Here is an 18,927-nt window from a genome sequence, read left to right on the forward strand (position 1 = left end):
CGGGGTGCGTGCGGCTAGGGATTGATGGCGAGTTCGAGGTAGGCCGCGAACAGCACCAGATGGACACCGCCCTGGAGCGGTGTGGCGCGGCCCGGCACCACCGTCAGGGAGGCCACCACCACGGTCAGCGCGAGCAGCACCATGTGGGTGGCGCCGAGGCCGAGGAGCAGCGGGCCGGAGAGCCAGACGGAGGCCAGGGCGACCGCGGGGATGGTCAGGCCGATGCTGGCCATGGCGGAGCCGAGCGCGAGGTTGAGGCTGGTCTGCACCCGGTCGCGACGGGCGGAGCGCACCGCCGCGATGGTCTCCGGCAGCAGCACCATCAGCGCGATGATCACGCCGACGACGGCGTGGTGCAGCCCGGCCGCCTCGACGCCGGACTCGATGGTCGACGACACGCCCTTGGCCAGGCCGACCACGCCGATCAGTGCCGTTGCCAGCAGTGCCAGGCTGATCAGCGCGGTGCGGCTGGACGGCGCATGCGCGTGATCGTCCACGCTGATCACCTGTCCTTCCCGGGTGAGCGGCAGGAAGTAGTCGCGGTGCCGGACGGTCTGGGTCGCCACGAACAGGCCGTAGAGGACGAGTGAGGAGAGCGCGGCGAAGGTGAGCTGTACGCCGGAGAACTCCGGGCCGGGCGCGCTCGTGGTGAAGGTCGGCAGGACCAGGCTGAGCGTCGCCAGGGTGGCCACGGTGGCGAGGGCGGCGCCGGTGCCCTCGGCGTTGAAGACGGCCGTGCCGTGGCGTAGGGAGGCCACCAGGAGGCTGAGGCCGACCACGCCGTTGCAGGTGATCATCACCGCGGCGAAGACCGTGTCCCTGGCCAGTGTGGAGGTCTTGTCGCCGCCGTCCGCCATCAGGGTCACGATCAGGGCGACCTCGATGATCGTGACGGCCACGGCCAGCACCAGGGAGCCGAACGGCTCACCGACCCGGTGTGCGACGACCTCGGCGTGGTGGACGGCGGCCAGGACGGCCCCGGCGAGCACCAGGGTGGCCAGGGCCACGACCGCGCCCGGCAGATCACGTCCCCAGGTGAGGGCCAGCAGGACGACGGCGAGCACCGGGACGGCGGAGGTCCACCGGGGAATGAGCGACCGGAGCCGAGCGATCATGCCGCGATCCTCGCAAGGGCGACCATGCCCCGCACGTCGGCCGCACGGGGCACGCTCACCCGGGGACGGCTACATCAGCTCGCGCGCGTCCAGCAGATCGCAGTTGGTGTAGCGGGGCTCGCGGCTGCACAGGGCGCCCAGTTGCTCCGCCAGCTTGGTGGTCTCGGGGTCGTCGCTGTTGCGCATGGCCTCGTCGTACGACTCGAACTCGATCAGCGCAAGATAGCGCCCCGGGTTGTCCCGGTCCTTGAGGAGCATGCGGTGGGTGGGGCCGCCCTCCCTGCCCGCCATGCGCTGCCTGGCCTCCTCGAGCAGCTGCTCCATCTCCTCGATCCGCTCGGTCTCGAAGTCGACGATCTGCGTGAACTTCATGGGTGCCTCCGCCGTTCACGGCGCCCCCGAGGCGGGGTACGCGCTCAGAGACCAAGCAAGCACCGGGAGCGGTGGTCGGCAATTCGCCGCGCACCGCTCCCGATGCCTGTTGTTCCTACGCCGGAAGGCGTCAGCGCTTGATGCTGTCCTGCGGAGCGCCTTCGGTCTCCTTGCGCGCCGCCTCGGCCGCCTCCTGCTTGCGGGAGGCCCACAGGCTGGTGATCGTGGTGACGATCAGGACGGTGCAGATGACGCCGAGCGAGACCGGGATGCTGATCTCGGGGACATGGACGCCCGACTCGTGCAGGGCGTGCAGGACCAGCTTGACGCCGATGAATCCGAGGATGATCGACAGGCCGTAGCTGAGGTGGATCAGCTTCTTCAGCAGACCGCCGATGAGGAAGTACAGCTGTCGCAGACCCATCAGCGCGAAGGCGTTCGCCGTGAAGACGATGTACGGGTCCTGGGTGAGGCCGAAGATCGCGGGGATCGAGTCGAGCGCGAACAGGACGTCCGTGGTGCCGATCGCCAGCATCACGACCAGCATCGGGGTCATGACCCGCTTGCCGTTCTGCTGGATCCACAGCTTGGTGCCGTGGTAGCGGTCGGCTACACCGAAGCGGCGCTCGGCGGCCTTGAGCAGCTTGTTCTCCTCGTACTCCTCGTCGTGCTCCTCGGCGCGGGCCTCCTGGATGAGCTTCCAGGCGGTCCAGATCAGGAAGGCGCCGAAGAGGTAGAACACCCAGGAGAAGCTGGCGATGATCGCGGCGCCGGCGGCGATGAAGATCGCGCGCAGGACCAGCGCTATGAGGACACCGACGAGCAGGACGCGCTGCTGGTACTGCGAGGGCACGGCGAACTTCGCCATGATCAGGACGAAGACGAAGAGGTTGTCGACGCTCAGCGACTTCTCGGTGATGAAGCCCGCGAAGAACTCTCCGCCGGCCTGGCCGCCGCCGAAGACGAGCAGGCCGAGGCCGAACAGCCCGGCCAGGACGATCCAGACGACCGTCCAGATCCCGGCTTCCTTGATCGAGACGTCATGGGGTTTGCGCCCGATGAAGAAGTCGACGGCGATCAGGGCACTCAGGCCCACGATGGTCAGGACCCATAGGGTCAGGGAAACATCCACTGCGCCTCCGGCAGTACGTAACGGCAAACAGTCAGTCAGCGTCGTCGCTGCCGGAGGTCTCTTCCACCCGGGTGTCCGATGCGCTCACGCGCCCGGAACCACGGGCCGACGCCCCGGGATCTGGCCTGATCCGTATTGACGGGTACGCCGCAGCAGATAGGGAGTACTCCCCTCCGTGCGCACTACAGTAACCCAATCCCCAAGGAAAGGTAAAGTGTTCAGTAAAAGAAAGCCCAAAGACGCAGGTCAGTCGCTTTTACCTGCGCTTTATACAGAGAGAAGGCCTGGTCAGCGGTTCCAGCCGCGGCGGGCCGCCGCCACTTGGGTGAGCACCTGCTGGAGCACCTGGCTGCCGGGCGGGACGAGCGGGGGCTCATAGGTCCAGGCGTGGCCGACCCACGGGTCCGCGAGGTGGTCGTCGGGCACCGGGGTCAGTCGCAGCAGCGAACGCCACAGCGGATCGAGGAGCGGCCCGTACCCGGCGGCGTCCTCCCGGTCGGCGACCATCATCAGGTGGACGCCGACGTCCGGTCCCTCGTCCGCGAGATAGCGCAGCTGGGTCACCGCGCGGTCGTCGAAGCCGTGCGGGAAGTCGTTGACCACGAGCAGTTGCTGGGCCGTGTCGAGGTCCGGCGGGAGGGCGTCGGCGGCGCCGCCGCGCAGCGCCATCTGCACCAGGTCCACCCGCTGGGTGAGCCGGGCGAGGACCTCCGTGACACCCGCCGCGCCGACGGCGGGCGGGGCGGCGAGCACACCGGTCTGCACCAGCGGTGCGAGCGCCTGCGCGCCCGAACCGGCCGGGTCGACGACATGCACCGTGAACTCGCCCGCCGGGTGGATCGCCAGCAACCGGGCGGCGTGCGAAGCCGCCGACTCCATGGCCAGGCGCCGCAGGTCGTGGGAGTCGGTGTAAGAGCCGTCGAGCGACCCGGCGCGTCCGCTGTCGATCCACAGACCGCGCTCCAGCGGCAGCCGGACCAGCATCGGGACGCGCAACTGGGCGCACTCGGGCAGATGGAGGTCGCCCAGGCGCACGGCCATGGGAATCTCCATCGGGACGCGGTAGGCGTGCCACACGGGGTTGTCCCAGTTCGCGAACATCGGCGGCAGCGCCGGTTCCACGACACCCGCCTCAGCGGTGAGGTGGGCGAGGTCACGGTCCAGGGCCTGCCGGGCCTGGTCGACGAGCTGGGTGTGCCGGGCGCGGGCCGAGGCCCGGGCGGCGTCGGCCTGGCCGCCGATCCTGCTGCGCGGGTCGGACAGGACCTGCTCCAGCTCCTTCTCCATCCGGGAGTCGGCGAAGTCGACGGCGCTGCGGTACGCGGCCGTGGTGCGGGCCAGGTCCTCGAACATGCCCCACACCTGGTTGTAGAGCCGCTCGTCCATGGACCAGCCGGTCGCGTCGCCCGCGACGGGCTGGGCGGGCTGTCCGGGCTGGGCCGGGGGTGCGGTCGGCGGGGGCGGCGGGGGCGCGGCGTTCTGGCGGCCCGGGTGGGTGTAGTTGATCGGGCCGCCGGTGGGCTGCGCGGCGGGCGGGGCGGGGTCGGCCGGGGTGCCGCCGTTCGGCGGGTAGCCCGGGCGGGGGCCCGTGGCGCCCTGCGGGCTCTGGGTGCCGTACGGAGAGCCGGTCTGGTCGGGGCCGTACGTCGGTGCGGCGGGCTGCCGGGAGCGGTCGCCGTCCGCCGTACGGGGCGGGGGTGCCGCCACCGAGCGGGCCATGCCCTGGCCCACCGCTTCGAGGATGGCGTTCGCGAGCTGGTGGGACTGGAGCAGGCCCTGGTCGGCGAGGAGTTCCGAGAGTCCCCCGGCGTAGCCCTGGCCGACGGCGCGCACCTTCCAGGCGCCCTGCCGCCGGTACAGCTCCAGCGCGACGACGGCGGACTCGGCGTCCAGGCCGGTGAGGGTGAAGCTGGCGATCTCGGTGCCGTCGAGGCCGGTGACCGCGACGAAGGGGGCGGCGACGGCCCCGAAGCGGACCGGGCCGCCGCCGTGGCCGACGGGCAGGGCGAGCAGCACGTGCAGGCGGTGCACGGCGTCCGGCATGGCGTCCAGGTCCACCGCGAGGCGATGGTCGGCCGCCGCCTGCCGGGACACCTCGAGACCGGCCAGGGTGGGTGTGCCCGGGTGGGCCACCCACTCGGTGCCGTGCACCGTGCCCTGCTCGTCGCCGAGCGTCGCGGCGGCCACGATCGGCGTGCCGGCCGAGACCCTGATCTCCAGACGGGTCTGGGTGAGCGGGTGGTTCTGTCCCCGCGCCAGCTCGGCCGTCATCGCCTTCTTCCCCCTGGGTCGCTGTGTCGCTCGTCGCTGTCGGGTACCGCGCTGCCGCGCCTGCTCAGAGGTGCGGCAGGATGGACGGCATCAGGTCCTGGAAGGTGCGGCCGTTGGCCGGGGTACCGAGGGCCGTCATCGTCCAGCCGGGGCCGTTGCGGTGCACCTTCGCCATGATCTGGGCGGTGTAGGCGCCGCCGCCGGCGAGGGTGTAGCGGGCCAGCTCCTGGCCGTTGGTCTCGTCGACCAGACGGCAGAAGGCGTTCTGCACCTCCTGGAACGTCTGGCCCGTGAAGGAGTTCACGGTGAAGACGATCTGGTCGATGTGGACCGGGATGCGCTGGAGGTCCACGAGGATCGCCTCGTCGTCGCCGCCCTGGCCGACGCCGCCGACGAGGTTGTCGCCGGTGTGCCGGACGGAGCCGTCGTCGCTCACCAGGTGGCGGAAGAAGACGACGTCGACGGGCTGCTTGTCCGCGAACAGCACGGCGGAGGCGTCGAGATCGATCTCCCGGGTGCGCGAGCCGAACAGGCCGCGCCGGGGGGCCGCCTGCCAGCCGAGACCCATGCGCACCGCGGTCAGGCTGCCGCCGTCGTTCTTCTGAAGACTGATGGCCTGACCCTTGGTCATGTTGACGGTCACGCGCTGATTCCCCTCTCGAACGTCCCCTGTTGACCGCGAAACCGCGGATGACCAGAACCCTACGCAGGGGCACTGACAGTGCCGTACCCCGGTCGGGACTTTGTGTCGGTCTTGCAACACTGCGCGTCCCGGCGAGGTCACAGGGGCGCTTTCGGGGAGCACCGGCCCCACGTGTGGGCCGGTGCTCCCGCGGGCCCGTCAGGCCAGGCCCGCCTCCCGCATCTGGCGCAGTTCCTTCTTCATCTCGGACACCTCGTCCCGCAACCGGGCCGCGATCTCGAACTGGAGGTCCGCCGCAGCGGCCCGCATCCGCTCGGTCAGCTCCTCGATCTGCTCGGCCAGTTCGGCCGCGGGCCGGTCGGTGGGCACGGTCTCCTTCGCCTTGCCCCTGCCCTTCGCGCCCTTGGCCGCCTTGTCGCCCAGCGAGGGCACCGGGGCCTTCGGGCCGCCGCCGTCCTTCTTGGCGCGGTAGCCGCTGCCGAGCAGCTCCGCGGTGTCGATGTCCTCGCGCGCGATCTGCGCGACGATGTCGTTGATCTTCTTGCGCAGCGGCTGCGGGTCGACGCCGTTCGCCGTGTTGTACGCGACCTGCTTCTCCCGGCGCCGGTTGGTCTCGTCGATGGCCTTCTCCATCGCCGGGGTGATCTTGTCGGCGTACATATGGACCTGGCCGGAGACATTGCGCGCGGCGCGGCCGATGGTCTGGATCAGGGAGGTGCCCGAGCGCAGGAAGCCCTCCTTGTCGGCGTCGAGGATCGCCACCAGGGACACCTCGGGCAGGTCGAGTCCCTCGCGCAGGAGGTTGATGCCGACCAGCACGTCGAACTCACCGGAGCGCAGCTCGCGCAGCAGTTCCACGCGGCGCAGGGTGTCGACGTCGCTGTGCAGATAGCGGACCTGGATGCCCAGCTCCAGGAAGTAGTCAGTGAGGTCCTCGGCCATCTTCTTGGTGAGCGTGGTGACCAGGACGCGCTCGTCCTTCTCGACGCGCTGCCGGATCTCGTGCACCAGGTCGTCGATCTGGCCCTCGGTCGGCTTGACCACGACCTCCGGGTCCACCAGACCGGTGGGGCGGATGATCTGCTCGACGACGCCGTCCCCGCGGGACAGCTCGTACGCGCCCGGGGTGGCCGACAGATAGACCGTCTGCCCGATGCGCTCCTGGAACTCCTCCCACTTCAGCGGCCGGTTGTCCAGCGCGGACGGCAGCCGGAAGCCGTGGTCGACGAGGGTGCGCTTGCGGGAGGCGTCGCCCTCGTACATGGCGCCGATCTGCGGCACGGTGACATGCGACTCGTCGATGACCAGGAGGAAGTCATCCGGGAAGTAGTCGAGCAGGGTGTTGGGCGGGGAGCCCGGCAGGCGGCCGTCGAAGTGCATCGAGTAGTTCTCGACGCCGGAGCAGGTGCCGATCTGGCGGAGCATCTCGAGGTCGTACGTGGTGCGCATCCGCAGGCGCTGGGCCTCCAGGAGCTTGCCCTGCTTCTCCAGCTCGGCGAGGCGCTCGCCCAGCTCCTTCTCGATGTCGTTGACGGCCCGCTCCATGCGCTCGGGACCCGCGACGTAGTGGGAGGCCGGGAAGACGTACAGCTGCTGATCGTCGCTGATGATCTCGCCGGTGAGCGGGTGGAGCGTGGACAGCGCCTCGATCTCGTCGCCGAACATCTCGATGCGGACGGCCAGCTCCTCGTAGACCGGGAAGATCTCGATGGTGTCGCCGCGGACGCGGAAGGTGCCGCGGGCGAAGGCCATGTCGTTGCGCGTGTACTGGATGTCGACGAAGCGGCGCAGCAGCTGGTCCCGGTCGATCTCGTCGCCGACACGGAGGGGGACCATGCGGTCCGCGTACTCCTGCGGGGTGCCGAGGCCGTAGATGCAGGAGACCGAGGCGACCACGACGACGTCACGGCGGGTGAGCAGTGAGTTGGTCGCGGAGTGGCGCAGCCGCTCGACCTCCTCGTTGATCGAGGAGTCCTTCTCGATGTAGGTGTCCGACTGCGGGACGTACGCCTCGGGCTGGTAGTAGTCGTAGTACGAGACGAAGTACTCGACGGCGTTGTTCGGCAGCAGCTCGCGGAACTCGTTCGCCAGCTGGGCGGCCAGTGTCTTGTTCGGCGCCATCACCAGGGTGGGCCGCTGGAGCTTCTCGATCATCCACGCGGTGGTGGCGGACTTGCCTGTGCCGGTCGCGCCGAGCAGGACGACGTCCTTCTCGCCGCCTTCGATGCGCCGCGCGAGGTCGGCGATGGCCGTCGGCTGGTCGCCGCTCGGCTGGTAGGGGCTGACGACCTCGAAAGGCGCCACCGTGCGTTCGATGTGGGAAACGGGCCGCATGTCATCCACCGTACGACCCACCACTGACAACCGGCCCGGATCAGCGGTTCTGCGGGGCGCGCGAGCCTCGCTGGGCGACGTAGCGACGTTGGCTGAGCGGGCGGCGGGGGGCGGAGTGCGACACGGTGGTGTGCGCCGGGACGCCCGGCTTCTCCTCGATCGGGGGCCAGACGGGCTTGCCCGTGATCAGCAGCGGGTCGAAGACCACCACGACACCAGCCAGGCAGAGGAAGGCCAGCGGGCCGATGAGCATGGGCCCGAGCACGGCCGCGTGCGAGTCCCCGACGACGGGAGCGGCGGAGTCGCCGTGGAGGTGGACGCTGAGGGCGGCCATGCCCGTGTAGTGCATGCCGGAGACGGCCACCCCCATGACGAGGCTTGCGCCCACGCTCCACAGGAAGCCCTTGACCTGCCCGGCAGCCCACAGGGCGGCGGTGGCGGCGGCCATGGCTATGACGACGGACACGGCGACGGTGAGGGTGTTGTACTCGAAGGTGCCGTTGAAGCGCATGCCCGCCATGCCCAGGTAGTGCATCGTGGCGATGCCCAGGCCGGTGACGGTGCCCCCGGTGAACAGGGCGGCTCCCCGCGCGCCCTTGTAGCCGACGATGAAGATCCCGATGCCGACCATGACGATGGTGACGCCGAGGCTGGCGAACGTCATGGGCTTGTCGAAGTGGATCGGTGCCTCTTCGATGGTGAAGCCCATCATCCCGATGAAGTGCATGGTCCAGATCCCGGAGCCGATGGCCGCCGAGCCGAGGGCGAGCCAGCCGGGGCGCCAGGAGCGGGTCACCAGCATGGATCTGGTGGTACAGCGCAGGCCGAGCGCCCCACCGAGGCAGGCCATGAGAAAGGCCACCAGCGGGGTGACGAGGCCGTAGCTGAATCCGTCGACCGTGCCTTGCATGCGCGGCTGCCCTTCCGCCCTCTCGCGTCCCGAGATCTCCTGATCTTCGCCCCCTCCCCAGGACCGCCGAGCGGTCAGGGTTGAGGCGAAGAGTATGACCCCCATCGGACTGGTCGAACGATTTTCCGGCAAAGAAACACGGTCTTACCCCAGTTGTGCCGCCTTGGTGACCACCCACGGGTCGCCCCTCGCGTGCGCTGGTCCCCCCGGAGATCGGCGCCGCCACCGACCGCGCCTGCCGGTCGCCCCTCGCGTGCGCTGGTCCCCCGGCGTTGTCAGTGGCAGGTCGTACGGTGGGGCGCATGAGCAGCGAGGGGCAGTACGAGCGGCAGGGCGAGCAGCAGGTCGTATGGACCGTCGTCGGCACCGACATCGGTCCGCTGCTGCTGGCCGCGACCCGCGAGGGCCTGGTCAACGTCGTGTTCCACGCCACCGACGCGGTGCGCGAGCAGGCGCTCACCCGGCTCGCCTCGCGGCTGGGCGCCGAGCCCGTAGAGGCCCCCGGCGCCCCGCCGCTGGCCGAGGCGATACGCCAGGTCGAGGCGTATTTCGCGGGGACGCGCAAGGACTTCGAGCTGCCCCTGGACTGGGCGCTGATCTCCGGCTTCAACCGGCAGGTGCTGCGCGAGCTGGCCTCCTCGGTGCAGTACGGCACGGTCGTCGGCTACGGCGATCTGGCCGACCGGGTCGGCCAGCCGGGCGCGGCCCAGGCCGTCGGGGCGGCGATGGGCGCGAACCCGCTGCCGGTCGTCGTGCCCTGTCACCGGGTCGTCGAGAGGGACGGCGGCATCGGCGGCTTCGGGGGTGGTCTGGAGACCAAGCGGACGCTGCTGGCCCTGGAGGGTGTGCTGCCGCAGCCGCTGTTCTGAGACCGCCGCGCTTGCGAGACGGCCGCCGCGCGTGCGCTACGCGTAGTGACGGACTTCGAGGACGTTGCCGTCCGGGTCGCGGAAGTAGAAGCTGCGCCTGGCCAGGCCGCGGGCGCCGGACAGGTCGGGGACGATCTCGGAGACGGGGACGGCGTGCTCCTCCAGGCGGGCGCGGAGTGTGGCGAAGTCCGCCTCCGGCATCGCCAGGCAGACGTGGTTCACGGGGTGTCCGGCGCTCTCGGCGGCGCCGGGGACCATGGTCATGTGCTCCGCCATGGTCAGCGGCGCGAGATCGAAGACCGTCTCGTCGTTGAGCCGTACCGAGGGGAAGGACACCTGCCCCGCGGCGTACTCGGTGACTCCCAGTGCCTCCAGGCCGACCGCCTTCTCGTAGAACCCGGCGGCGGCGACCGGGTCGCGCACCCAGAGGACGACATGGTCGAGTCGTGTGGTGTTGTCCGTCATGCACCCAAGGCTGGTGGCGACCTTCACGGACGGCAAGGGTTTGACCGGGCGCGCCGCCCGCCAGGGATGAGGGAAGACCGACAGACAGGAGGCACGCGCGTGTCGCTGGTGGTGTCCGGGGAAGTGCGGGAGGCGGTCGACGCGGGTCGGCCCGTGGTGGCGCTGGAGTCCACGATCATCGCGCACGGGCTGCCGCGCCCCCGCAATCTCGAGGTGGCGCTGGAGCTGGAGGAGGCGGTTCGGCGGGAGGGCGCCGTACCGGCGACGATCGCCGTGCTGGACGGGCGGCCCCGGGTGGGTCTGGACAAGGAGCAACTGGAGCGGATCGCGAACGAGGACGGGATCCGCAAGCTGGGCCATCGCGATCTGCCGCTGGCCGTGGCCGACGGGGCGAGCGGCGCGACCACGGTGTCCGCGACGGCCCTGCTGGCGTCGCTGGCCGGGGTGCGGGTCTTCGCGACGGGCGGTCTTGGCGGGGTGCACCGGGAGTGGACGGTGACACAGGACGAGTCGGCCGACCTGGGGCTGCTCGCGCGGACGCGGATCACGGTGGTGTGCGCGGGGGTGAAGTCGATCCTGGACGTGCCCGCGACCCTGCAGCGGCTGGAGACGCTGGGTGTCGCTGTGGCCGGATACGGCACCGACCGCTTCCCCGGCTTCTATCTGTCGGACTCGGGCCACCCGGTGGACTGGACGCTGCGGACGCCCCGGGAGGTGGCGGACGTCATGCGGGCGCAGGACACGCTCGGCGGGCCGGAGTCGGCGCTGATCGTGGCCAACCCGGTGCCCGAGGCGGAGCAGCTGGATCCCGACCTGCACGCGCGCGTGCTCGACGAGGCGCTGCGGGCCTGCTCGCGGGAGGGGATCACCGGGCAGGCGGTCACGCCGTTCCTGCTCGACCACCTGGTGCGGCACACCGACGGCGCCTCGCTGAGCGCCAATCTGGCGGCGGTGCGGGGCAACGTACGGCTGGCGGGGCGGATCGCGGCGGCCTGGGCCGGGGTGTGAGCGGCGCGGCCGGAAGGGGGCCAGGCTCGGGGGTTCCGGGCGGTGTGGCCGAAGGCGACCCCGACCTGGGGGTTCCGGACGGTGTGACCGAAGGCGACCCCGACCTGGGGGTTCCGGACGGCGCGGCCGGAAGGGGTCCCGACTCGGGGAGGGCGCCCGGGAAAGCCCCCGGCGCGAGCGGTCCGGATGACGGGGCGCTGCTGGTCGTCGGGGACGTGGTCACGGATGTCGTGGCCCGCCACCGGGGCCCGCTGGCGCCGGGCACCGACACGGCCGCCTCGGTGCGGACCCTGCCGGGCGGCGCGGGCGCCAACGTGGCGTGCTGGGCGGCGCACTGGGGATGCGCGGACGTACGGCTGCTCGGCAGGGTGGGCGCCGACGCGGCGGCGTGGCACGAGCGGGAGCTGACCGCTTCCGGTGTACGGGCCCGGCTCGTCGTCGACCCGGCGGCACCGACCGGCACGGTGATCTGTCTGGTGGACGCGGACGCCGCGGCCGAGCGGACGTTCCTCACGGACAGCGGCGCCTCGATGCGGCTGGAGCCCGCCGACTGGTCGCCGACGCTGCTCGACGGGGTGGCGCGGCTGCATCTCTCGGGCTATCTGCTGTTCTCCGGGCCGAGCAGGGCGCTGCTCTCGGTCGCCCTGGAGTCGGCACGCGCGCGTGGTGTGCCGGTGAGCCTGGATCCGGCGTCGACCGGCTTCCTCACCGAGCTGGGTGTCGACCGTTTCCTGGACCTCGTCGCCGGTGTGGACGTCCTGCTTCCCAGCCGGGACGAGGCGTGCCTGCTCACCGGGCTGCCCGACGCGGCGGACGCGGCGGCCAAGCTGAGCCGCCACGTCCCGCTGGTCGTCGTCAAACAGGGAGCCCGCGGTGCGCTGGTGGCCCGGTCCGGCACGGTGGGCGCCCGGGTACCCGCCGTCCCCGCCACACCCCGGGACACCACGGGCGCGGGCGATGCCTTCACCGGCGCGTTCCTCGCCGCGCTGCTCACCGGTGCCACGCCCGAGAACGCGGCGGCCGAGGGGTGCCGGGCGGGGGCGCTGGCGGTGGAGCGGGTGGGCGGGAGGCCGCCGGGGCTTGGCCCGAGGGGGGCCTGACGGGGTTTCGAGGGCGGAAGGCGGGCCCGCTATGGGCCTGAGACCGGGGGGGCCGCTGGCTACCCGCCGCCCCACACTGGCTACCGCCACACACACACCGGCTACCCGCCGCCCCACACCGGCTACCCGCCGCCCCACACCGGCTACCCGCCCCCTCCCCGGCTATCCCCTGCGCCCCCAAGCCGAGATCATCGGGGCGATCGCCAGGTCCATGCTCCCGGAGGCGAGGTTCTCCAGGTGGCGGTCGATGTCCTGGCCGGTGCCGAAGCCCGCGGTGACGAGTTCGTCGCGGAACTGACGGATCGTCGCAGCCTCCAACGCGGCGCAGGTGGGCGAGGCGAGGGGGAAGTAGGCGTCGGCGCCCACCCGGCGCAGCCCGGCCGCACGGAGCTGACGCGGGAGCCTGCGGCCGTGGGAGAGGTCGTGGCCGTGGCTGATGAGCAGGCGGAGGAGTCCCTTGCGGAGCCGGTTCGCCAGTTGCTGTTCGGGGCCGTGCTCGTCGGGGCAGGCGAGGTGCTGCAGGGCGGGGTCGGCGTCCTCGACCAGGAGCCGCCCGCCGGGGCGCAGCGCTCCCGCCATGGACCGCAACGCCCGTTCCCGGTCGGGCACATCGACCAGGGTGAGCCGGGCGTGCACCAGGTCGAAGCCGTCGCCCGGCGGTTCTTCGGCGCCCACGTCGTGGACGCGGACCTCCACGGGCGGGCGGGCGGCCGACGCGATCCACGAGACGTCCGTGGCGGTCGCGATGACCTTGCCGGTCGGGCCGACCTTCTTGGCCAGCCAGGACACGACGGAGGTGCCGTCGACACCGACCTCCCAGCAGCGCCAGCCGGGACCGACCCCGAGGCCTTCGAGGTGCCGGAACGTCGTGGGGTTGAACAGGGCAGCGAGAGCGTCGGAGCGCGCCGCCGCGTCGGTCTGCCGGTTGTCGAGGAGATGACCATCGGTTCGCATCATGCCGCGATCATCCCAGTTGTCCGGCTTGTCGGGAGTGGTCGACGCTCCGGTACGACGAGATGCGCGGTGAAGTCCCGTTGTCCACAGGCGGGAACCAAGCGGAACCGGCTGTTTCCACAGGCTTTCCCGCCGTGCTGGCCAGACTGGCAAACTGGCGCGACAGGGCGCAGGGACGCGTCGCAGGGGGAGCCACGCAAGGAGAACCAGATGTCCATGGCAGGGAATCTGCGGAAGGTCAGGAGCCTCGGCAGGGTCGGCGGCCTCCGCAAGGTGGCACGGCTGGCCCGGCGACGGCCCCGCGTCGACCTGAGCCACCCCGCCCGGTCCCCGCTGGGCTCCTCGGTGGTCAACTGCGTGGCGTACGAGACCGGGGTGCGGATCCCCGTGGAGGGCGATCTCGCCGACGCGGTCCGCCAGGTGCGCAAGAGCGGCGACGGCTTCGTCTGGCTCGGGTTGCACGAACCGACGAACGCCGAGTTCGCGGGCATCGCCGAACTGTTCGACCTGCACCCGCTCGCGGTCGAGGACGCGATCGAGGCCCACCAGCGCCCGAAGCTGGAGCGGTACGGCGACACACTGTTCGCGGTGTTCAAGTCAGTCTGCTACGTCGAACACGAGGAACTCACCGCGACCAGCGAGGTGGTGGACACCGGCGAGATCATGGTGTTCCTCGGCCAGGACTTCGCCGTCACCGTGCGGCACGGACGGCACGGCTCGCTCGGCCCGGTCCGCGAGGAGCTGGAGTCACATCCCCAGCACCTCGCCAAGGGCCCGTCTGCCGTGCTCCACGCCATCGCGGATCACGTCGTCGACGAGTACCTCACCGTCATCGACTCCGTGCAGGCCGACATGGACCAGGTGGAGACGGACGTCTTCGCGGAGCACGGCGCACGCGTCGACCCCGGCCGCATCTACCAGCTCAAGCGCGAACTCCTCGAACTGAAGCGCGCCGTGGTCCCCCTCGGCCGTCCCCTCCTGGAACTCGCGGACCGGCCGATACGGGTGGTGGACCCGGAGATACAGGCCTACTTCCGTGACGTCGCCGACCACCAGCTGCGGGCGGCCGAGCAGATCGCCGCCTTCGACGAACTGCTCAACTCGATCCTTCAGGCCCACCTCGCCCAGGTCACGGTCGCGCAGAACGAGGACATGCGGAAGATCACGGCATGGGCCGCGATCGTCGCCGTGCCGACCATGGTCTGCGGGGTGTACGGCATGAACTTCGACTACATGCCGGAGCTGGGCTGGAGATACGGCTACCCGCTGGTCATCGGCGTCATATCCGTGGCCTGTCTGACCCTGTACCGCGGCTTCAGGCGCAACGGCTGGCTCTGAGCACAGCCGGTCGGCGCGCCGACGGGCGGGTCAGCGGGCGGTGGTCTCGGCGTAGACGCGTCCGGCGAAGGAGGCGATCTGATCCTGCGTCAGGTGCCGGGCGATATCGGCCTCGCTGATCATGCCGACCAGACGCTTGTTCTCGATGACGGGGAGCCTGCGGATCTGGTGGGACTGCATCTCGCGGAGGACCTCGCCGACATCGGCGCCCGCGTCGATCCAGCGGGGAGTGCCCTGGGCCATCTCGCCCGCGGTGACCTTGGCCGGGTCGTGACCCATCGCCACACAGCCGACGACGATGTCCCGGTCGGTGAGGATGCCGCAGAGCCGCTCGTTCTGGTCGCTGATGGGCAGGGCCCCGACGTTCAGCTCACGCATCAGCTGAGCGGCGCGGTCGAGGGTTTCATGAGCGGGGATCCACTGGGCGCCCCGGTGCATGATGTCTCCGGCTGTGGTCATGGAGTACCTCCCGGTGCCGGACGGCCGGCGCGGCACGGGGGGCACCGCTAGTCCCGGCGTCCCTCATTCTCGCCGTGCCTCCCGGCACCCGCACCCGGAGGCACCCATGGGTGGCCGGGTCAGCCGCGCCACGCCGGATGGCGCGGATCGTCGGCCCGCACCAGGACATCGGCCGCGGCGGCCGGGTCGGTCTCGTGCTCGTAGCGTTCGAAGGCGGGGAGGGTCCAGTGGTCGGCCTCCGGGGTGCGGCGGCGCAGGGCTCCCGGTGAGAGGAGGAGATGGACGGAGAGGTCGAAGGGGAACCAGTGGCGCAGCAGAAGGGGGCCATGGAGCAGGAGCAGACCGCCGGGCGGGAGTGGGACGTAGGGGCTGCGGGTGGCGCGGTCGGTGACCGGGTCCCGTAGGTCGGGCAGGATCCGCCCGTCACCGCCGGGTTCGAGCGGGCCGAACACCTCGCGCCACAGCGCGCCGGTGTCGAACCAGCCGTCGTAGTAGGAGTCGATGTCGTGGCGGCCGTGTTCGAGACGGAGCGAGGCGGGGCGCAGGAAGCCCTCGGTGCTCACGACGAGCGACGGGCGGCCACGTATCCGCAGCGCCTCGTGGACCCGTTGGGCGAGGTCGCCGGGGCGGGCCGCGGGGGCGCCGTCGAAGGCGACGCGCGACCAGGGGCTGCCGTCGCTCGGCTCGAGGTCGAGCAGGCGCTCGGCGAGCAGGTCGCCGAGCCGGTCCCAGGTGATCGCTTCGAGTCGCACACCGCCATGATGCCGCGCGGGCCCGGCCGGACCACCCGAGGATCCCGTGGACGCTCACGTATGACCGCGCGCCCTTCGGCCATGGTCACGGGGCCCTGCCGGGCCTTCACTGGTGGTGGCGGAGAACAGCCGGGCGCGGGCCCGGCCGGACGATGAGGGGAGAGGGCATGATCGACGGGCCGTACCTGGTGCTGACGGTGCTCGGTGTGGTGGGGACCGGCCTGGTGGCCGGAGTGTTCTGCGGCTTCTCGACCTTCGTGATGCGAGGGCTCGCGGACCTGCCGCCCGCGCAGGGTGTGGCGGCGATGAAGGCGATCAACGGGGCGGCGGTGCGACCGGCCTTCATGCTGGTGTTCCTCGGGACGGCGCTGCTGTCCGTGGCGATCGCGGTGGTGACGTTCGCGGTGTGGCCGGACGAGGGGCGGGTGGCGGCGCTGACGGGGAGCACCCTGTATCTGCTGGGGTCCTTCGGGGTCACCGCGGGCGCGAACGTCCCCCGTAACGACAGACTGCTCGGCCTGGAGCCGGGTACGGCGGAAGCGGAGGCTTACTGGCCCACGTATGTGCGCCAGTGGACGATATGGAACCACGTCCGGACGGTCGCCTCGGCCGCGGCGGCGGTGGCCTACGTGCTGGCCATCACCTGAGCCCACGCCCAGGATGCCCACCCCACGCCGTCGCCTCCCGCACCCCCGGAAAGCGCTGTCGGACCCTCTGCGCACCTGGCCGAACAGACGTATCGTGGCCGAAAGCACGCCGGAGACGTAGGAAGACGGCCATGGCCGATCCCAGGGGTTTCATGACCACTCCCCGCCAGGACTGGCCCCGGCGGCCCGTCGAGGAGCGGGTCCGGGACTGGGACGAGGTGTATGTCCCCGGTGCGCTGCTGCCGATCATCAGCAAGCAGGCCGACCGCTGCATGGACTGCGGCATCCCGTTCTGCCACGAGGCCTGTCCGCTGGGGAACCTGATCCCCGAGTGGAACGACCTGGTCTCCCGCGACGACTGGCGGCGGGCGAGCGACCGGCTGCACGCCACGAACAACTTCCCGGAGTTCACGGGACGGTTGTGTCCGGCACCGTGCGAGGCGGGCTGTGTGCTCGCCATCAACCAGCCCGCGGTCACCATCAAGAACGTCGAGTGCGCGATCGCCGACCGCGCCTGGGAGGAAGGTCTGGCACCGCCCCGGCCGCCGGACCGGCTGTCCGGGCGGACGGTCGCGGTGATCGGGTCGGGTCCCACCGGGCTCGCCGCCGCGCAGCAGCTGACCCGGGCCGGGCACACGGTCGCCGTGTACGAGAGGGACGACCGGCTCGGCGGGCTGATGCGCTACGGCATCCCCGAGTTCAAAATGGAGAAGCACCATCTGGAACGGCGGCTGGAGCAGATGCGGGCCGAGGGGACGAAGTTCCGGGCATCGACGGCGGTCGGCCGGGACATCGAGGCCGCCGAGCTGCGGGCGCGCTACGACGCGGTGGTGCTCGCCACCGGGGCCACGGCGTGGCGCGAACTGGACGTGCCGGGGCGGGAGTTGCGGGGCGTCCAGCAGGCGATGGAGTACCTGCCGCTGGCCAACCGGGTGTGCGAGGGCGACCTGGAGACCTCGCCGCTCTCCGCCGCGGGAAAGCACGTGGTCATCGTCGGTGGCGGTGACACGGGAGCCGACTGTCTGGGCACCGCCGTACGGGAGGGCGCCGCGTCCGTCACGCAGTTGGACATCTACGCCCAGCCGGGCGCGGAGCGCGACGAGGACACCGACCCCTGGCCGACGTACCCCCGGATCTACCGGCTCTCGGCCGCGCACGAGGAGGCGCGCGAGCTGGGGACGGCCCCGGCGGCGGACGCGGACGCGCGGCTGTTCGCGGCGTCGACGCTGCGGTTCACCGGCGACGCTGACGGGCGGGTGCGGTCGCTGCACCTCGTCGAGGTGGACGCCCGGCGCCGCCCCCGGCCCGGCACCGGCCGGGCGCTCCCCGCCGACCTGGTCCTGCTCGCCCTGGGCTTCTCCGGCCCGGACCGGACGGACGGGCTGGTCGACCAGTTGGGCCTGGAGCTGAACGCGCGCGGCACGATCGCCCGGGACGCCTCCTTCGCCACGAACGTGCCCGGGGTGTTCGCCGCGGGGGACGCCGCGCGGGGGCAGTCGCTGATCGTGTGGGCGATCGCGGAGGGGCGGGCGGTGGCAGCGGCCGTCGACCGCCATCTGACGGGCAGTTCCCGGCTTCCGGCGCCGATCGGGCCGTACGACCGCCCGATGGCCGTATGACGGACGGGGCCCCCACTCCATGGCCGAATGACAACGGTCGGCCGCGGTCCGGCTGTGCAAGGCACGCGCCGGGCCGCCGCCGACCGGTCGGGGTCCGGGTGCGGTTGCCTCAGAGCTTGCGCCCCACTGCCCCGTATCCCGGGATGATGCCGTCGTCCTGGCCCGGCACCGGCTCGCCCAGTTCCGGACGCCACTCGGGGACCACGACGACGCCGGGCTCGATGAGGTCGAGGCCGTCGAAGAAGCGGGCGAACTCGGTGCGGGAGCGCAGGGCGAGGGTGATGCCCGCCGACTTGAGCCGCTCGGTCGCCGCCGCCGACTCCTCGGGGGTGAAGTCGGCGGTGGCGTGGGTCATCATCAGGTAGCTGCCGGAGGGCAGTTCGGCCAGCAGCCGGTTCACCAGCTCGTGCGCGCCGTCCTCGTCGGAGACGAAGTGCAGCAGCGCGATGAGGGAGAGCGCCACCGGGCGGCTGAGGTCCAGGACCTTCTTCGCGCCCTCGACGATGGCGGCCGGGTCCCGTACGTCAGCCTGGAGGTACTCGGTCACGCCCTCGGGCGTGCTGCGCAGCAGGGCCGCCGCGTGGGCCAGCACGATCGGGTCGTTGTCGCAGTAGACCACGCGCGCGTCGGCGGCGACCTCCTGGGCGACCTGGTGCAGGTTCGGCTGGGTGGGGATGCCCGTGCCGATGTCCAGGAACTGCCGTATGCCCTGCCCGGCCAGCCAGCGCGTCGCGCGGTGCATGAACGCCCGGTTGACCCGCGCCATCACCGGCACGCGCGGGTCGATCGCCAGCATCTGGCGCCCCATCTCCTCGTCGACGGGGTAGTTGTCCTTGCCGCCGAGATACCAGTCGTACATCCGTGCGGGATGCGGCTTGCTGGTGTCGATCTCGACGTGGGGCTGCCCGGTCATGACGCACTCCATAAGGGTCTCAAGCA

At 71.4% G+C, this 18,927-nt stretch carries 18 protein-coding genes; 6 read left to right on the top strand and 12 right to left on the bottom strand.

What is annotated here, in order from left to right:
* Positions 1-14 precede the first annotated feature (14 nt).
* From ACFVQG_RS15870 to ACFVQG_RS15900, 7 genes are all read right to left on the bottom strand, one after another.
* On the bottom strand, positions 15-1,115 hold the full coding sequence (locus ACFVQG_RS15870; RefSeq protein ID WP_383382260.1) for a calcium:proton antiporter: 1,101 nt from the start codon (positions 1,113-1,115) through the stop codon (positions 15-17).
* A 69-nt stretch (positions 1,116-1,184) separates the two neighbouring features.
* Positions 1,185-1,487: a hypothetical protein gene (locus tag ACFVQG_RS15875; RefSeq protein ID WP_383382263.1), complete on the bottom strand. Its 303-nt coding sequence runs from the start codon at positions 1,485-1,487 to the stop codon at positions 1,185-1,187.
* Between the two features lie 130 nt (positions 1,488-1,617).
* A complete protein-coding gene (locus tag ACFVQG_RS15880) occupies positions 1,618-2,619 on the bottom strand; it encodes a TerC/Alx family metal homeostasis membrane protein (RefSeq protein WP_383382266.1) in 1,002 nt (333 codons plus the stop codon).
* Positions 2,620-2,907: 288 nt separating this feature from the next.
* Positions 2,908-4,890: a TerD family protein gene (locus tag ACFVQG_RS15885; RefSeq protein ID WP_383382269.1), complete on the bottom strand. Its 1,983-nt coding sequence runs from the start codon at positions 4,888-4,890 to the stop codon at positions 2,908-2,910.
* Positions 4,891-4,954: 64 nt separating this feature from the next.
* Positions 4,955-5,533, bottom strand: a complete 579-nt coding sequence (locus tag ACFVQG_RS15890) for a TerD family protein (protein WP_383382271.1) — start codon at positions 5,531-5,533, stop codon at positions 4,955-4,957.
* A 198-nt stretch (positions 5,534-5,731) separates the two neighbouring features.
* Positions 5,732-7,867, bottom strand: coding sequence for an excinuclease ABC subunit UvrB (gene uvrB, locus ACFVQG_RS15895; protein WP_383382274.1), 2,136 nt, complete (start codon positions 7,865-7,867; stop codon positions 5,732-5,734).
* 40 nt (positions 7,868-7,907) lie between these two features.
* Complete coding sequence (locus ACFVQG_RS15900; protein ID WP_383382279.1) at positions 7,908-8,777, bottom strand: MHYT domain-containing protein; 870 nt, start codon at positions 8,775-8,777, stop codon at positions 7,908-7,910.
* Between the two features lie 302 nt (positions 8,778-9,079).
* On the opposite strand from ACFVQG_RS15900, the gene ACFVQG_RS15905 reads away from it, so the two are divergent.
* A complete protein-coding gene (locus ACFVQG_RS15905; RefSeq protein WP_383382282.1) occupies positions 9,080-9,646 on the top strand; it encodes a methylated-DNA--[protein]-cysteine S-methyltransferase in 567 nt (188 codons plus the stop codon).
* 36 nt (positions 9,647-9,682) lie between these two features.
* Here the strand turns inward: ACFVQG_RS15905 and ACFVQG_RS15910 are convergent, their stop codons facing one another.
* The gene (locus ACFVQG_RS15910; RefSeq protein WP_383382285.1) at positions 9,683-10,111 is read right to left on the bottom strand and encodes a VOC family protein; all 429 of its coding nucleotides are present in this window, start codon (positions 10,109-10,111) and stop codon (positions 9,683-9,685) included.
* Positions 10,112-10,210: 99 nt separating this feature from the next.
* Between ACFVQG_RS15910 and ACFVQG_RS15915 the strand changes: the two genes are divergently transcribed.
* Entirely contained in the window at positions 10,211-11,119 is a 909-nt protein-coding gene (locus ACFVQG_RS15915) for a pseudouridine-5'-phosphate glycosidase (RefSeq protein ID WP_383382288.1), read from the top strand.
* A 197-nt stretch (positions 11,120-11,316) separates the two neighbouring features.
* Complete coding sequence (locus ACFVQG_RS15920) at positions 11,317-12,219, top strand: carbohydrate kinase family protein (protein ID WP_383383792.1); 903 nt, start codon at positions 11,317-11,319, stop codon at positions 12,217-12,219.
* Between the two features lie 162 nt (positions 12,220-12,381).
* Here the strand turns inward: ACFVQG_RS15920 and ACFVQG_RS15925 are convergent, their stop codons facing one another.
* Complete coding sequence (locus ACFVQG_RS15925; RefSeq protein ID WP_383382291.1) at positions 12,382-13,176, bottom strand: methyltransferase domain-containing protein; 795 nt, start codon at positions 13,174-13,176, stop codon at positions 12,382-12,384.
* A gap of 207 nt (positions 13,177-13,383) precedes the next feature.
* Between ACFVQG_RS15925 and ACFVQG_RS15930 the strand changes: the two genes are divergently transcribed.
* Positions 13,384-14,511 (top strand): magnesium and cobalt transport protein CorA, encoded by a 1,128-nt coding sequence (locus tag ACFVQG_RS15930; protein ID WP_383382294.1) that lies wholly within the window; start codon positions 13,384-13,386, stop codon positions 14,509-14,511.
* Between the two features lie 30 nt (positions 14,512-14,541).
* Here the strand turns inward: ACFVQG_RS15930 and ACFVQG_RS15935 are convergent, their stop codons facing one another.
* Both ACFVQG_RS15935 and ACFVQG_RS15940 read right to left on the bottom strand, forming a co-directional pair.
* Entirely contained in the window at positions 14,542-14,970 is a 429-nt protein-coding gene (locus tag ACFVQG_RS15935; RefSeq protein WP_383382297.1) for a CBS domain-containing protein, read from the bottom strand.
* Positions 14,971-15,089: 119 nt separating this feature from the next.
* Positions 15,090-15,722 carry a uridine kinase gene (locus ACFVQG_RS15940; protein WP_383382300.1) on the bottom strand — a complete coding sequence of 211 codons (633 nt, stop codon included), beginning with the start codon at positions 15,720-15,722 and terminating at the stop codon, positions 15,090-15,092.
* A gap of 167 nt (positions 15,723-15,889) precedes the next feature.
* Here ACFVQG_RS15940 and ACFVQG_RS15945 point away from each other — a divergent pair, with 167 nt between their 5' ends.
* Both ACFVQG_RS15945 and ACFVQG_RS15950 read left to right on the top strand, forming a co-directional pair.
* Positions 15,890-16,369 carry a DUF1772 domain-containing protein gene (locus tag ACFVQG_RS15945; protein ID WP_383382303.1) on the top strand — a complete coding sequence of 160 codons (480 nt, stop codon included), beginning with the start codon at positions 15,890-15,892 and terminating at the stop codon, positions 16,367-16,369.
* A gap of 131 nt (positions 16,370-16,500) precedes the next feature.
* The gene (locus ACFVQG_RS15950; RefSeq protein ID WP_383382306.1) at positions 16,501-17,988 is read left to right on the top strand and encodes a glutamate synthase subunit beta; all 1,488 of its coding nucleotides are present in this window, start codon (positions 16,501-16,503) and stop codon (positions 17,986-17,988) included.
* A 109-nt stretch (positions 17,989-18,097) separates the two neighbouring features.
* Here the strand turns inward: ACFVQG_RS15950 and ACFVQG_RS15955 are convergent, their stop codons facing one another.
* Positions 18,098-18,901 carry an SAM-dependent methyltransferase gene (locus ACFVQG_RS15955; RefSeq protein ID WP_383382308.1) on the bottom strand — a complete coding sequence of 268 codons (804 nt, stop codon included), beginning with the start codon at positions 18,899-18,901 and terminating at the stop codon, positions 18,098-18,100.
* Positions 18,902-18,927: the final 26 nt, after the last annotated feature.

The organism is Streptomyces sp. NPDC057877, from assembly GCF_042796855.1.
Lineage (GTDB): Bacteria > Actinomycetota > Actinomycetes > Streptomycetales > Streptomycetaceae > Streptomyces.

Excerpts from the sequence above, each read along its gene's own strand:
- ACFVQG_RS15875 (WP_383382263.1), bottom strand. The coding sequence starts at position 1,487 with ATGAAGTTCACGCAGATCGTCGACTTCGAGACCGAGCGGATCGAGGAG.
- ACFVQG_RS15955 (WP_383382308.1), bottom strand. The coding sequence starts at position 18,901 with ATGACCGGGCAGCCCCACGTCGAGATCGACACCAGCAAGCCGCATCCC.
- ACFVQG_RS15935 (WP_383382297.1), bottom strand. The coding sequence starts at position 14,970 with ATGACCACAGCCGGAGACATCATGCACCGGGGCGCCCAGTGGATCCCC.
- uvrB (WP_383382274.1), bottom strand. The coding sequence starts at position 7,867 with ATGCGGCCCGTTTCCCACATCGAACGCACGGTGGCGCCTTTCGAGGTC.
- ACFVQG_RS15925 (WP_383382291.1), bottom strand. The coding sequence starts at position 13,176 with ATGATGCGAACCGATGGTCATCTCCTCGACAACCGGCAGACCGACGCG.
- ACFVQG_RS15905 (WP_383382282.1), top strand. The coding sequence starts at position 9,080 with ATGAGCAGCGAGGGGCAGTACGAGCGGCAGGGCGAGCAGCAGGTCGTA.
- ACFVQG_RS15950 (WP_383382306.1), top strand. The coding sequence starts at position 16,501 with ATGGCCGATCCCAGGGGTTTCATGACCACTCCCCGCCAGGACTGGCCC.
- ACFVQG_RS15870 (WP_383382260.1), bottom strand. The coding sequence starts at position 1,115 with ATGATCGCTCGGCTCCGGTCGCTCATTCCCCGGTGGACCTCCGCCGTC.
- ACFVQG_RS15900 (WP_383382279.1), bottom strand. The coding sequence starts at position 8,777 with ATGCAAGGCACGGTCGACGGATTCAGCTACGGCCTCGTCACCCCGCTG.
- ACFVQG_RS15930 (WP_383382294.1), top strand. The coding sequence starts at position 13,384 with ATGTCCATGGCAGGGAATCTGCGGAAGGTCAGGAGCCTCGGCAGGGTC.
- ACFVQG_RS15885 (WP_383382269.1), bottom strand. The coding sequence starts at position 4,890 with ATGACGGCCGAGCTGGCGCGGGGACAGAACCACCCGCTCACCCAGACC.
- ACFVQG_RS15945 (WP_383382303.1), top strand. The coding sequence starts at position 15,890 with ATGATCGACGGGCCGTACCTGGTGCTGACGGTGCTCGGTGTGGTGGGG.
- ACFVQG_RS15910 (WP_383382285.1), bottom strand. The coding sequence starts at position 10,111 with ATGACGGACAACACCACACGACTCGACCATGTCGTCCTCTGGGTGCGC.